12 protein-coding genes and 1 tRNA gene are annotated in these 12,711 nt (G+C 51.0%); 6 read left to right on the top strand and 7 right to left on the bottom strand.

What is annotated here, in order from left to right; all coding sequences use genetic code 11:
* Nucleotides 1-25: 25 nt before the first annotated feature.
* From ABXS88_RS15470 to trpS, 4 genes are all read right to left on the bottom strand, one after another.
* Nucleotides 26-98: transfer RNA gene (locus ABXS88_RS15470), tRNA-Trp, on the bottom strand.
* Between the two features lie 95 nt (nt 99-193).
* Nucleotides 194-556, bottom strand: coding sequence for a 50S ribosomal protein L19 (gene rplS / locus ABXS88_RS15465; RefSeq protein ID WP_353672939.1), 363 nt, complete (start codon nt 554-556; stop codon nt 194-196).
* 48 nt (nt 557-604) lie between these two features.
* A complete protein-coding gene (locus tag ABXS88_RS15460) occupies nt 605-1,525 on the bottom strand; it encodes a methylenetetrahydrofolate reductase (protein ID WP_353672938.1) in 921 nt (306 codons plus the stop codon).
* Between the two features lie 35 nt (nt 1,526-1,560).
* Nucleotides 1,561-2,571: a tryptophan--tRNA ligase gene (gene trpS / locus ABXS88_RS15455; protein ID WP_353672937.1), complete on the bottom strand. Its 1,011-nt coding sequence runs from the start codon at nt 2,569-2,571 to the stop codon at nt 1,561-1,563.
* Between the two features lie 185 nt (nt 2,572-2,756).
* Between trpS and ABXS88_RS15450 the strand changes: the two genes are divergently transcribed.
* The 4 genes from ABXS88_RS15450 to glmM all read left to right on the top strand — a co-directional run bounded on the left by ABXS88_RS15450 (nt 2,757) and on the right by glmM (nt 5,527).
* Complete coding sequence (locus ABXS88_RS15450; RefSeq protein ID WP_353672936.1) at nt 2,757-2,981, top strand: Calvin cycle protein CP12; 225 nt, start codon at nt 2,757-2,759, stop codon at nt 2,979-2,981.
* 132 nt (nt 2,982-3,113) lie between these two features.
* Nucleotides 3,114-3,707: a DUF3177 family protein gene (locus tag ABXS88_RS15445; RefSeq protein ID WP_353672935.1), complete on the top strand. Its 594-nt coding sequence runs from the start codon at nt 3,114-3,116 to the stop codon at nt 3,705-3,707.
* A 2-nt stretch (nt 3,708-3,709) separates the two neighbouring features.
* A complete protein-coding gene (locus ABXS88_RS15440) occupies nt 3,710-4,006 on the top strand; it encodes a hypothetical protein (RefSeq protein WP_353672934.1) in 297 nt (98 codons plus the stop codon).
* A gap of 78 nt (nt 4,007-4,084) precedes the next feature.
* The gene (gene glmM, locus ABXS88_RS15435) at nt 4,085-5,527 is read left to right on the top strand and encodes a phosphoglucosamine mutase (protein ID WP_353672933.1); all 1,443 of its coding nucleotides are present in this window, start codon (nt 4,085-4,087) and stop codon (nt 5,525-5,527) included.
* Here glmM and nblB read toward each other — a convergent pair.
* The 3 genes from nblB to trpD all read right to left on the bottom strand — a co-directional run bounded on the left by nblB (nt 5,519) and on the right by trpD (nt 9,757).
* Nucleotides 5,519-6,187, bottom strand: a complete 669-nt coding sequence (gene nblB / locus ABXS88_RS15430) for a phycobilisome degradation protein NblB (protein ID WP_353672932.1) — start codon at nt 6,185-6,187, stop codon at nt 5,519-5,521. The two genes, glmM and nblB, sit on opposite strands and share 9 nt — an antisense overlap.
* A 160-nt stretch (nt 6,188-6,347) precedes the next feature.
* Nucleotides 6,348-8,507 (bottom strand): DUF6311 domain-containing protein, encoded by a 2,160-nt coding sequence (locus tag ABXS88_RS15425; RefSeq protein ID WP_353672931.1) that lies wholly within the window; start codon nt 8,505-8,507, stop codon nt 6,348-6,350.
* A gap of 215 nt (nt 8,508-8,722) precedes the next feature.
* On the bottom strand, nt 8,723-9,757 hold the full coding sequence (trpD, locus tag ABXS88_RS15420) for an anthranilate phosphoribosyltransferase (protein WP_353672930.1): 1,035 nt from the start codon (nt 9,755-9,757) through the stop codon (nt 8,723-8,725).
* A gap of 281 nt (nt 9,758-10,038) precedes the next feature.
* Here trpD and ABXS88_RS15415 point away from each other — a divergent pair, with 281 nt between their 5' ends.
* Nucleotides 10,039-11,946, top strand: coding sequence for a polysaccharide deacetylase family protein (locus tag ABXS88_RS15415; protein WP_353672929.1), 1,908 nt, complete (start codon nt 10,039-10,041; stop codon nt 11,944-11,946).
* Nucleotides 11,943-12,689 (top strand): tetratricopeptide repeat protein, encoded by a 747-nt coding sequence (locus ABXS88_RS15410; protein ID WP_353672928.1) that lies wholly within the window; start codon nt 11,943-11,945, stop codon nt 12,687-12,689. Before ABXS88_RS15415 ends, ABXS88_RS15410 begins: the two co-directional genes overlap by 4 nt.
* Nucleotides 12,690-12,711: the final 22 nt, after the last annotated feature.

Below are 12,711 nucleotides of genomic sequence, written 5' to 3'. Positions count from 1 at the left end.
CTAACCGTAGGGTTTGGTTTGTCAACGCGCCCTGGAGGACTTGAACCCCCGACATCAGGTTTTGGAGACCTGCGTTCTACCAACTGAACTAAGGACGCATAGTCTAGACGGAAAGATTAAGAAGAGCTTTCTTTCTCTGAACCATCATACTGTAGTTTGACACCAATTTACCCACAGATCTAGGCGTTTTTTCCTAGAGAGCACGGTCGAAACGCTGTTGAATGCGAGTCGCTTTACCAACCCGGTCACGAAGATAGTAAAGCTTAGCCCGACGTACCTTACCCCGACGTAGAATTTTGATGTTGGCAATGCGGGGAGAGTGGAGCAAGAAGACCCGCTCAACGCCGACGCCTTGAAAAACTCGTCTAACAGTAATGGTTTCGTTGATGCCGCCGTTACGCATGGCAATAACGGTGCCTTCGTAGGGCTGGATTCGCTCTTTTCCACCTTCCACGATTTTGACACCGACTTTAACGGTATCGCCGACGTGAATGGTGGGCAGGTCTGTTTTCAAGAACTCTGCTTCAATGGAGTTAATGATTGCTTGGGCGTTCATCACAGTATAAAAACTCACAATTCATCATCATAGCCCACACAAACGGATTTAGGGAAGGCCCTCGCCGAGATCTGACGGAAAATCCAGGGGGGCGATGCCCGCCAAATCGAGGATTTGCGGAATTAAATCTTCCCGTTTCACCGCCATCAAATGAACCCCTTGGCAGAGTTGCCGGGCCAGTTGTACCTGTTCTGCCGCGATCTGAACCCCTTCCTGGAGCGGGTCAGCGGCCTTGGCCAAGCGTTGAATCAAGTGTTCGGGAATCTCGACCCCAGGTACATTTCGGTTGATAAAATGAGCGTTTTTGGCTGATTTCAGCAGAAAAATCCCCGCCAAAATCGGTTTATGACTGCCACCGACTACCTGGGTCATAAATTTATCTAGACGCTCAAAATCCGTAATCAACTGGCTTTGGAAGAACTGGGCCCCGGCTTGGAGTTTTTGCTCAAAGCGTCGCTGCAGGCCAGACCAGCTTTTGGATTGGGGGTCAACGGCGGCCCCAGCAAATAGGGTTAAGGCCCCGTCCGTTAGAGGGGCCTGGTTGGCATCAACACCTTGGTTGAGGGATTGAATCAGCTGCAGGAGCCGGACGGATTCAAGATTATAAACGGCCCTGGCCTGGGGATGATCGCCTGCTTTAATCGGGTCGCCCGTCAGGGCCAAGATATTGTGGAGACCAAGGGCTTGGGCCCCCATCAGATCGGCCTGGAGCGCAATGAGGTTACGATCCCGGCAGGTCATTTGGCAAACAGTTTCTAGGCCCTGATTTTGCAGAATTAAACAGGCGGCTAGGGACGACATTCTGAGAACGGCCCGACTGCCATCGGTGACATTAATAGCATGGACTCGACCCCGGAGGGTCTGGGCCACAGAGAGCATACGTTGGGGGTCTCCTCCCTTGGGAGGCGTAACCTCCGCCGTAATCAGAAAATCTTGGTTCTGGGCAGCTTGCTGGAGTCGAGTGGGCATAGGTGAAGAAAAAAGGCGCAGAGAAGCGACAAGGCTTAGAGTTTGGGGAGATAGCCTAAGGCGGCGCGGACTCGCTCCAGGGTTTGGTTGGCTACCCCAGCGGCCTTCTGGTTACCCTGCCGCAGAACAGTTTCTAAATAGGTCTTATCGGCCATCAGGTGCTGGTATTTATTCTGAATCGGGGCCAGGGCTGCAATAGTAGCTTCTGTGAGCAAGGGTTTGAATTGGCCCCAGCCCATGGTCTGGCACTCCTGGGCCACGGCTTCTTTGGTTTGGCCCGACAGCAAGGTATACAGCGTCAGTAAATTATGACATTCCGGCCGTTCGGGATCATCAAACCACAGGCCCTTGATGGGATCGGTTTTGCACTTTTTGATTTTTTTCTGGATTACCTCGGGTGGATCGAGTAGGTTGATCCGACTAAGTTCTGATTCATCGGATTTAGACATTTTCTTTGTCCCATCCGTGAGACTCATCACTCGGGCCCCTTCCTTGCGAATTAATGGGTCAGGCAGTTTAAGCACAGGACGATCCGGCTGCCCAAATTTGTCGTTAATCCGAATCACAATATCTCGGGTTAATTCCAGGTGTTGTTTCTGGTCTTCTCCCACCGGCACTTTATCGGCATCGTAGAGCAAAATATCCGCTGCCATTAAAACCGGGTAATCTAACAGGCCCACGCTGACATTTTCCCCCTGTTTAATCGCTTTTTCTTTAAACTGGATCATGCGTTCGAGCCAATTGAGGGGGGTAACGCAGTTGAGGAGCCAGGCTAATTCGCTATGGGCCGCAACATGGGATTGAACAAAAATAGTGGCGTAGGCTAGGTCAATGCCACAGGCCAAGTAAAGAGCAGCAATGGTTTCCGTATCCTGGGCCAGACTCTGGGGATTGTGGGGCACGGTAATGGCATGGAGATCCACCACACAAAAAAAGTTATCGTAGTCTTGCTGATGGGCGACCCAATTACAAATTGCCCCCAGGTAGTTGCCGAGGTGGAGATTACCGGTGGGCTGAACCCCCGATAGGATGCGTTGCTTAGCCATGCCTTGATGCTTGACGAATAAAATAGTTTGGAACAAAACGGCGTTACTATGTCAAATTATGCCCAGCTTTGGGCCCAATGGCTATGCTCTCGGCGGATGGAGCTATTTTCTACCCAAAGGGAAGTAAATTCGCTAGGATGAGTAAGCTTCGTGCTGTTTATAAACTTGAGACAATTAATAGGTCTATGAGCAATATCCAAGAAAAAATTGAGCAAGAGCTAGCCAATGCTAGACAAGTCTGTGGAACCGATGGTGCCACCAGTGCAGAATGTGCAGCGGCTTGGGATGCCGTTGAAGAGTTGCAAGCAGAAGCCTCACACCAACAACAGAGCCATCCTGAACAGACCTCCTTTGAAAAGTATTGCGCGGATAATCCCGATGCCGCTGAATGTCGTCTTTACGATGACTAATGTCCTTTCCCTACAATTTCTTGACCAACGGCTTTAGGCCTTGGTGAAAGCAGTGACAGTCTGGCCCGGGCTCATCACTGCTTTTTGGTGCTTGGCCCTGGGCAATTGCCTACTCATCCTGCAATCAATGCTATGGAAAATCTTTGGTTCCAGCCGTTAGTCTGGCTTGATTACCGTCTGGCGTTTATTTTTACGGTAATTATTCCTTTAGTCCTATTGGTCTGGTCGCTGGTTAAACAGTCGGAAGCAATCCATCGCCTCCTACTAATCTATTGGCGCGTGGCCAGTTTGTTGATGATTTCTCTCTATCTCTTCATTCCAGGGTGGACTGCTGGCTATGTGACCAGCTTTCTAGCTCGTTTACTAATCCCGATTTCCCTATGGTTTTGGGTTGATCTCAACGATGAGATTAAGGATCTACCGGCTTCTGGCCTGAAATTGCTCACAACTTCCTGGCGCTGGGCAATTACGATTTACTGCAGCTTTGGAGTGATTGCCTTTATTCCCTTCCTGTCCTGTACCTTTAGCACCGAAACCATGGCCTCTGAGTTTTGTCAGGTCTGGTTACCCCCAGCCTGGCGCTACAAGGAACTATTCCACGCTAATGCTACGCCGGGATTTTTGGGCTTTTTGGGAATAGTCGGTCTGATTATTTATAGTCTCTACTTCCTCTATTTCCTAATTATTCGTTTGGCCCGTCAGGGACGTTCGGCCCTAGAGCAATAGTGATGGTTCTTCCCCTACAACGATTGGAGGCCTATAGCCTCCGTTATCCCCAGGAAATTTTGCAGGTATGGGCCCAGCGAGCCAGCAGCGAGGACTGTTTGTTGGTATTTAAGGGATTTTCCAGTTCCCTCACCCAAGGGACAGTTCCCGACCCTGACCTGCCTCTGCTGACGGCAGAGGAACCCATTTTGAGCCTTGACCGGCTCCAGGCCCCCTACCAACCCCAGGCCCCCCAATATCTAGAACAAGGTATTCCCTGGGCAGTGATGGCCCAGCGTTTAGAGGTCTTGGGTTTATAAGCCGGCAACTTTTTGGGGTAGAAATGAATCTAGGCCTTAGTTAAGTTATAGTTTTTGGGTGTCGTGTGAGGATAGGCTATGGTTGCCTCGGTGCGGTTGAGTCAAGATGAACGTTCTCTAGCGTCTGAATTCAGGGCCTTGGGCCCGACGGGGTTGGCGTTACCGAAATCGCCTTTGTTCGGAACGGATGGCATTCGGGGTAAGGCTGGTGAATTATTAACGGCTCCCTTTGTGCTCAATCTCGGTTTTTGGGCCGCTCAGGTTTTCAAAGCCCGCTGTGCTCAGACAGGGCCGGTCATTATTGGCCAAGACTCTCGCAATTCCAGCGACATGCTCGCCATGGCCATCACCGCAGGCTTAACGGCGGCAGGGCTAGAAGTTTGGCAATTGGGCCTCTGTCCCACACCCTGTGTGGCCTATTTGACCCGAACCACCCCGGCTATCGGTGGCATCATGATTTCAGCAAGCCATAATCCCCCAGAGGACAATGGCATTAAATTTTTCAATCAAGAGGGCCTGAAGCTCAATAAAAGTGACACCCAGGAAATTGAGGCCCTACTGCGGGGGGAAAAACGGGTCAATACCACGGCGGCCCAGTGGGGGAAACATCAGCACAATCCCCAGCTAACCCAAGCGTATCAGCAATTTTTACTAGAAAGTTTACCCCAGCCGTTGGATTTCCGAGGACTAAAAATTGTCCTGGATTTAGCCTGGGGCGCTTCGGTTCAGGTCGGCCCTGCGGTCTTTAAGGCCCTGGGGGGCGAGGTTATTTGTCTCCATGACCAGGCCGATGGCGATCAAATTAATGTAAACTGTGGTTCCACGCACCTAGAGCGTTTACGTCAGGCCGTCTGTGATTATGAGGCTGACCTGGGTTTTGCCTTTGATGGCGATGCGGATCGGGTGATGGCCGTCGATGCCCAGGGGAAAACCGTCGATGGCGACTACATCCTTTACCTTTGGGGCAAAACCCTTAAAGCCCGCCAGGCCCTGCCCAATGATTTAATTGTGGGAACGGTGATGGCTAACCTGGCCTTTGAACGAGCCTGGGAAAAACTTGGCGGTAAATTGCTTCGCACTGCCGTCGGCGATCAGCACGTCCAGGCCCAGATGTGGGACACCGGGGCCATGCTGGGGGGAGAACAATCCGGCCATATTCTCTGCCATCACCACAGTGTTTCCGGCGATGGCGTCCAGGCGGCCCTGCACCTAACGGCCCTAGTCAAACAATCGGGCCTCTCCCTAACAGAATTATTAGCAGAAAGCTTCCAGCCTTATCCCCAAATTCTGCGCAATGTCCGGGTCGAGCATCGGGAACGTCGCCTGCAATGGCATACGAATGCCACGATTCAAGGAGCCATTGCCCGTGCAGAACAGGCCATGGGCCAAGAGGGCCGCATCCTCGTCCGGGCCTCCGGGACAGAACCAGTGATTCGCGTCATGGTGGAAGCCGCTTGTCCCCAAATGGCAGCCCATTGGACTGAGCAATTACTAACGGTGGTGCAGGCGAATTTAGCCTAACTGACTCAGGGCCTGCTGGGCCGTGCTGGCTACCTGTTCCGTCGCATCCTGGGCCAGTTGTTCCAAGACAGGCCGGGCTTCGGCTCCTCCTAACTGTCCCAGAGCCAGGGCCAAACGGTAACGCACTTGCCAATCTTCATCCGTCACCAAGGGCGTGAGTAGGGGCAGGGCCTCGGGTTGTCCTAACTCGCCGAGGGCACTAATAGCGGCGGTGCGGATCAAGCTATTGTCGGAACGCAGGGCCACCTGGAGCAGATCAAAACCCCTCGCATCCCCCATTTCCCCCAAGGTAGCCACAATACTCATCTGCAAAAGCCACTCGGAGGTCTGTTCGTAGGCCTGCTGAAGGTCAGGATAGGCCTCTGTCAGTTTAAGACCACCAATCACATCTGCGGCGGCGGACTGTACATCAATTTCTGGGTCATTAAACAACCGGTCGCGCAGGAGCACCAGGGCCTCTGCTAAATTGGCCTGGCCAACGGGATCTAATTGGCTTACGGCCGCATAGCGAATACGAGCATTGGCATGATTAATTAACGGCTTAAGTAGGGGAAAGGCCGTGATCGAGTCTAGGGTACGAAGCTGATTAAGACCGCGGATTTGTTCACTAAAATTCTCAGATTCTAACAAAGCCTGGAGGTCACTAAGGGGTATTGCCATAGGAAATTAAAAAAGTTGAATAATGCGTTTTTATGCTTTCTTCTGCACTATACCAAGGGAAAGGCCCTTCCTATTCAATGGCCATCCTAAGACCAATGCCTCAAACAGGTTAGGCAAAAACCCTTGACTCCCCCTTGGATTAGTTCTCCTGGGCACAGGATTAGTCTGACGAAACCGGCAGGGCTTCTGTGCCATAGGCCTGAATACCCTTCACTTGCAGGCCTAATAGTCGCTGGTCATCACCCATGCCTAGCCGGGCCGGCGACGCGGGTTCATGGATCTGAAAGGTAAGGGTTAAAGGCTGACCGGAAGCAACTAATTTTCTAGGAATGCGGAGTCGTTGCACTGAATTCCGTCGATCCATAAAAAAGTATTGCCATTTAGCGATGGGTTGCTGATTGGCCAAAACATCGACGACAAGACGGAAATGATTCTCGTTGACAAAGGGATCTGCCACTACTTCTAGGTAAAAGTCTTGAGTGTTATGTGAGGTGGGTTTAATACTTTTTAAAACCGGTTGAATGGAATGAAGTGGCAACTGTAAACGAGCTGTCTTTCCCTCTGTCCAGGTTCCCCATTCCTCTGGTGCAGACCAATGCTCTAATAAATACTGCGCGGAATTGGGGGCCTTTGTAGTGAATAGAATGGGATCATTTATCCAAAATTTTTGTCGGAGGGTCTCGGAACCGTGGGGATATTGCTGACAAAGAATGAGTCCATCCAGCAATGTACAGCGATGAGAATGACCAGGAGTCTGATTAATTTGATTAGCAATGGCGAACAGAGACTTATCGAGGACATAAGCTGTATTTTTCTCTAATTTGCCTTGGGCAACGGCCTGAGGAAGAGTCTCACAATGCCACTTAAGGGATTGATCAGAATATCGGGCCAAGTAGGCACTATTGGTTTTCAATTGCAGCAGAGCCGCAATACTTTCCAGTACTGGAAAAGAAACCGGCGGATTGCCACATTGGTAGCTGGGTACAATAAACAAATTTTGGTGATTTTGTTTTAAAGCCTGCCAATCCTTAGATATAAAAGCGTGAGTATTTTGATGGTAACCTGGATACATCCACTGGGTACTGAAGCTGTAAACTGGCCCTAAATCAAGCCACTGAATTAGCACGGTAACCAGGAGTAGAACAACGACCTGGCGCTGATGCCAAAGCTTTAAACTGGCTATGATCAGGCTAAACATTAGGACGTAGTAAGTTGGCCAAAAAAAGCGACCGCTGGCCCTAAACCGAGAAGCAAACTCGCGAATACCTGGCAATAGAGGATATTCAAAAAGGATAGAATGGCCCCAAGTTACCCGATTACTAATAGCGTAAACCGTAAATCCCAGACAAATAACCAACAATACTCCGTGGCGCTTTAGAAAAGTGACCAAAGGGGGATAAAAAGAAGCTCCCTTGAAAAGACCAAGACAAGCTCTCAATAAATTGGCCAGGAATAGAGCGATAAGACCCAGGCCGAGGTAACCATAGCCTTCCCACTGACTAGGCCTGGCGGCCAGAAAGTAAAATGATCGGTCTGCATTTTTGGTTAAGGGACTTAATAAATTCATGGAATGAACATCATAACCGCCGCTGGTACCACCGCCAGGAATGTAAAAATAGCCCCAAAAATACCAAGCTCCGAGCATAATGCTTAGCATTGTCAGGGCTCCAAAAATAGCTAAACCCAGGTTGATATTGTGGTCTAACCAACCTTGGAGATAGCTACCGAGAACAATAGCAAGTACCATCACAGCGATATAGGGATGGATACCAGCTACCAGGATCAAAAGTAAAATCTGTAGAAGGTAGACCGGTCGAACAACAGAAAATGTCTGGATTTTACCAACAAGACGTAGCTTAAAAAAACTCCAGAGGGCCGCGAGAATCGGCCAATGACTGCTGAGGGCAAAATGACCTTGAAGTCTCCAGACTAGGATAGGAGACAACATAAATAACAAGCCAGATAATAAAATAATTGCCCAGCTACGGACTTTAAATAGAAGGATCAACTCTGCCCCCAAGAAAAACTGCAAAATTAAGTTCAGAGTGATAAGAATGCCAAAATATTGGATTGGAGGAGAAAAAATAGGAAAATGGGCTAAAACTTTAAAAAAAATGGCTAAAAGGGGAACGGAATCAGAATAGGCGATGGTATTGCCGGTTGGGTAACTTAAATTTTGAGTAAAAGTAATGGGCCAACGCCAGCTATCTTGACTGTAATAAAGCCAGCCAATAAAATGACTAGCTGGGTCTCCCTTACTGAAAAGCCAATCGATATTGTAGAGATTTAAATTCCCTCTCAATAAGTAGATAGCAAACAAAGTTCCTATCACAACAGAAATCAGAAATAAAACAAGATGCCTGTATTTATCTGCATTGATTTTATTCCCCAAGCCCCGTAGATTCTGAATCAACATACTTACCTATCCTCTGGAAAATGGTGGGCCAAGCCTATAATTCTTGAAATAGATTCAATGATCTTCATGTGAGGAAATTCATGAGGCAAACTGACTCTTTTCAAAAATGTCCCCGGCCCCTACGCCAGGAACTTCACCAGGTCTTCTAGGATACGCCAGGGTTCTCCCGCTGATAGCAAGTCCTTGGCCAGAGTAATGCCTTGCGGGTGCGCGCCCCAGGGAACCCGATTAGCGACCTGAAAAACGAGGGAAGCATTGAGGGCCACCACATCTTGTTGAGCTTGGTTACCTCGGCCCTGGAGTACTTGGGTCAAAATTTCTACATTGTCGGCCACCTCTCCCCCCTTGAGGGCACTGAGGGGAGCCAGCGTTAACCCTAGGTCTTGGGGATTTAGATTAAAGGTTTCTAAGACCGTACCATTGAACCCGGCTAGATCCGTCACATCTCCTAAACCGGCTTCGTCCAAGCCTTCCCGGCCGTGAACAATTAACGCCCTTTGTATGCCTAGTTTTTGGAGGGCCTCTGCCATCACAGTCAAAAAGTCTGAGCGATAGACCCCAATCACTTGTCCCGTGGGCCGGAGGGGATTGACCAGCGGCCCTAGCAGGTTAAAAACCGTGCGAACCTGGAGGGTTTTGCGTAAATTGGCCACACTTTTCAGAGCAGGGTGCCAACCAGGAGCAAAAAGAAAAGTAATGCCTACCGCTTCCACTGCCTCCCGTACCTTCTGGGGGTCGGCCTGAAGATTAATCCCCAGGGCCTCCAAAACATCTGCTGACCCCACTTTACTAGAGGCGGAACGATTGCCATGTTTGGCCACCTTTACCCCCGCCGCCGCCGCCACAAAGGCCACGGCCGTCGAAATATTAAAGGTGGAAGCGCCGTCTCCCCCCGTCCCGCAGGTATCTACCAGCGCCTCTCCTGGCCGGCTGGCCGAAGAGCTGAGGGATTGACTCTGGAGCACCTGGGCCATTCCCGCTAGTTCAGCCGCTGAAACCCCCTTGGCCTGGAGAGCTGCTAGGATGGCCCCCGATAGAACGGGGGAAATATCATCCTCTAACCAGCCCTGCATAAGTTGAGTGGCTTGGGTCTGACTGAGGGATTGGCGGTCGAGAAGTTGCTGTAGAAAGGTGGGCCAGTGGGGAAGCGTCACAATTACTCAGAAAAGAAAAGGGTTAATGCTTGTCTCAGCATAACGCCATTGCGGTCTTGCCAAAACCTCCGTTGACCGCTTGGCGAGAATAAATTCGGGTTGATCTTAAAATTTTGTTAAGGTTGTGGGATTATGCTCTTCAGTAGCAATCCAACGTTATTGGTGAGAGGCGATTGACTCAAAACTAAAGCGAGGATTTGAGCCTGACCTTACAGCTTATTGGGACTGGCTAAAGCGAAAATTATCAACGTTCTTGGCATTACTCAATCCGTTTAAAAATTATGTCTTCCCGGCTGCGGTTAGCAATCCTATTTGGTTTAGGGGGTAGCCTGATCTCCCTAGGGTCGGCCCTCGGCCTGTGGCTCTTTTCTTCCAGTCGTTTAGAGTCCTCTCAGCCCCAAGGCAAAGTCAGTCTTTCCCTAGCTCAGTCCTATCAACAGGCCTTGGACAATGGCCTAGAAAAACTCAAGCAATATTGCCAACCCGTTGTTAAAACACCAGAAACGCCCCAGGGCCAGCCAGAAGCAACACCCTCGGCGACCCTTAATCCCAATTGCCCCAACTGGACGCTCATTCAACCCGAAGCAAAATCAACACTAGCCCCCCAGGCCCAGGCGTCTCCCATGGCGCTTTTAGCCTGGTTTAAACGCTCTGAGCCAACGCCGTCTCCAACCCCAACCCCCCAAGCCCTGGCCCCAGACCCAACCGACCCGGCTCCCTTTCCCCAGCTTCATCGCCAGGCCCGCTTGGCCAAGGTTCCCATTTTTATGTATCACGACATCCTGCCTCGCAAGCAGGTCTTTTTTGATGTCACGCCCCAGGAATTAGAGGCCCATTTTCAATACCTCAAAAACATTGGGGCGACCCCCATTAGTCCCGATGCACTTTTGGCTCATTTGCGATTGGGGGTTCCCCTTCCTAAACAGCCGGTTTTATTGAGTTTCGACGACGGCTACGGTGGCCATTACGACTACGTTTATCCTCTCCTCAAAAAGTATGGTTACCCTGCAGTTTTTTCCGTTTATATCGACAAAATGAAGGGTAAAACCGCTCGCTCCAGCCTGACCTGGGAGCAGTTAAAAATCCTGGCGGCTGACCCCCTTGTGACCATTGCCTCCCATACTGTCAGCCATAAAGACCTGCGGCCATTATCCGACGACCAACTCTTCCAAGAAGTGGTGCAGTCCAAGCGAATCCTAGAGCAACAGTTAGGCATTCCGATTAAATACTTTACCTATCCCGAGGGGAAAATGGATGCCCGCGTTAAGCAATGGGTCTTAGCTGCTGGTTACCAACTGGCCTTTTCGATGAATGATAACGATGAACATTACGCTGGAGAATCGCCGGATCTTTTGACCCTCGGCCGTTTTGGCCAATCCCGTCTGCGAGAGATTGCCCCGACAGCCTGGGGCGGCTATCCAGCACCGATAGCGACGAACCAATTTAACTTCAGCTCAGCCATCGAAAAACGGAACTATACCGTGGATGGCATTGGAATCCTTTTGATCAGTGGCGGTCAGCCCCGCTCGATCCATGCTGATAGTCGCTACCAAGTGCCGGAGATTATCAAAGACACCCCAGCCGTAGCGGCCGTAGATGGGGGTTTTTTCTCCCTTAAATATCTCGACTCGAACACCATGATTGGCCCCATTCTGAGTGAACAACAGGGCTTTATTCCAGGCTATAACGGGGAAATTGGCAAGCTTAAAAATCGGCCCTTAGTTTTGATCAGTCCCCAAGGTGTCGCCTTTGTCCCCTTTCAGGCAGAAGCCCACAATACCCTGCTCGGTATTCAACAGGCCGCGCCGGCCCTGGGGGGAACCGTCACCGATGCCTTTGTGGGGGCCGCTTGGCTGGTACGGGATAATCAACCTCAAGCGGATCGGAGCTTTGGCGATCTGTTTGATTTTAATGCCGCTCGTCACCGGGCCTTTTGGGGCCTCAACCAAGCGGGCCAGCCCGTAATTGGTGTAACCCAAGATCCCGTAGGCTCGGTTCGCCTGGGCCAGATTCTTTACAAACTGGGCTTTCGAGATGCCGTGATGTTGGACTCCGGGGCCAGTACCTCCCTGGCCTACCAGGGAGAATCCCTAGTGGCCTATACACCGCGCCCTGTTCCCCATGTGGTGGCCCTTTTTCCGCCCCAATCCCCGGCTAATGTTCTAGCCCAAACTGAGAAAACAAAATGAGGGCTGAGTTAATTCTGGGTCTAATCACTGCTGTGTTAAGCACGGCCTGTCAGAGCCAAGGGCCGGCCGTCACCCCTTCTCCCCTGCCGACTGTGGCCGTTAGTCCAATCCTAACCCCGGCTTCCCCTGAAGACCGCCAACGGGCCAGCCAACTGCGTTCCCAGGGCCTACAATCTCGCCAGGCCGGTCAATTTCCCCAAGCGTTAACCGCTCTCCAGCAGGCTAGTGACCTCGATCCTCAAAATCCATCGGGCTTTGTGCTTTTGGGCTGGACCTATCACCTGGCTGGCCAGGCTCCCCCCGCCACTCAGGCCCTACAACAGGCCCTTGCCTTAGACCCCAAATCTGTTCAGGCCCTGAATGCCCTGGGTATTGTTTATCTGGTAAACGGCCAACTGTCTCTAGCGGTAAAAACCCATCAGCAGGCCCTGGCGCTCAAACCTGATAACGAAATTGCCCACTATAATCTTTCTCTGGCCTACGAGCGTCTTCAAGATTACCCCCTTAGTGTTCAGCACGCCGACAAGGCCAGCCGCCTAGAACCCCAGAATCCCCATCCCTGGGTGGCCATGGCCCTAGCCTATTACCAACAAGGCCAAAGGGCGCAGGCCCAACAGGCCTACCACCGTGCCCTGCAACTAGATAGCCGCTACCGCTCGGCGGCGTATCTGGGCCATCTAAAAGATGCCGGTTTTAGTCCAGAACAAATCGCTACGGTACGTCATTTGCTAGCCAATCTTTAAAATAATGGGGTTATGGTGCTCG

This window comes from Synechocystis sp. LKSZ1, assembly GCF_040436315.1.
GTDB lineage: Bacteria > Cyanobacteriota > Cyanobacteriia > Cyanobacteriales > Microcystaceae > Synechocystis.
This window is presented reverse-complemented; position numbering and strand designations above follow the sequence as displayed.

Bases quoted from the DNA above. Each gene is read 5' to 3' on its own strand.
- rplS (WP_353672939.1), bottom strand. From the start codon at position 556: ATGAACGCCCAAGCAATCATTAACTCCATTGAAGCAGAGTTCTTGAAA.
- ABXS88_RS15460 (WP_353672938.1), bottom strand. From the start codon at position 1,525: ATGCCCACTCGACTCCAGCAAGCTGCCCAGAACCAAGATTTTCTGATT.
- trpS (WP_353672937.1), bottom strand. From the start codon at position 2,571: ATGGCTAAGCAACGCATCCTATCGGGGGTTCAGCCCACCGGTAATCTC.
- ABXS88_RS15450 (WP_353672936.1), top strand. From the start codon at position 2,757: ATGAGCAATATCCAAGAAAAAATTGAGCAAGAGCTAGCCAATGCTAGA.
- ABXS88_RS15445 (WP_353672935.1), top strand. From the start codon at position 3,114: ATGGAAAATCTTTGGTTCCAGCCGTTAGTCTGGCTTGATTACCGTCTG.
- ABXS88_RS15440 (WP_353672934.1), top strand. From the start codon at position 3,710: ATGGTTCTTCCCCTACAACGATTGGAGGCCTATAGCCTCCGTTATCCC.
- glmM (WP_353672933.1), top strand. From the start codon at position 4,085: ATGGTTGCCTCGGTGCGGTTGAGTCAAGATGAACGTTCTCTAGCGTCT.
- nblB (WP_353672932.1), bottom strand. From the start codon at position 6,187: ATGGCAATACCCCTTAGTGACCTCCAGGCTTTGTTAGAATCTGAGAAT.
- ABXS88_RS15415 (WP_353672929.1), top strand. From the start codon at position 10,039: ATGTCTTCCCGGCTGCGGTTAGCAATCCTATTTGGTTTAGGGGGTAGC.
- ABXS88_RS15410 (WP_353672928.1), top strand. From the start codon at position 11,943: ATGAGGGCTGAGTTAATTCTGGGTCTAATCACTGCTGTGTTAAGCACG.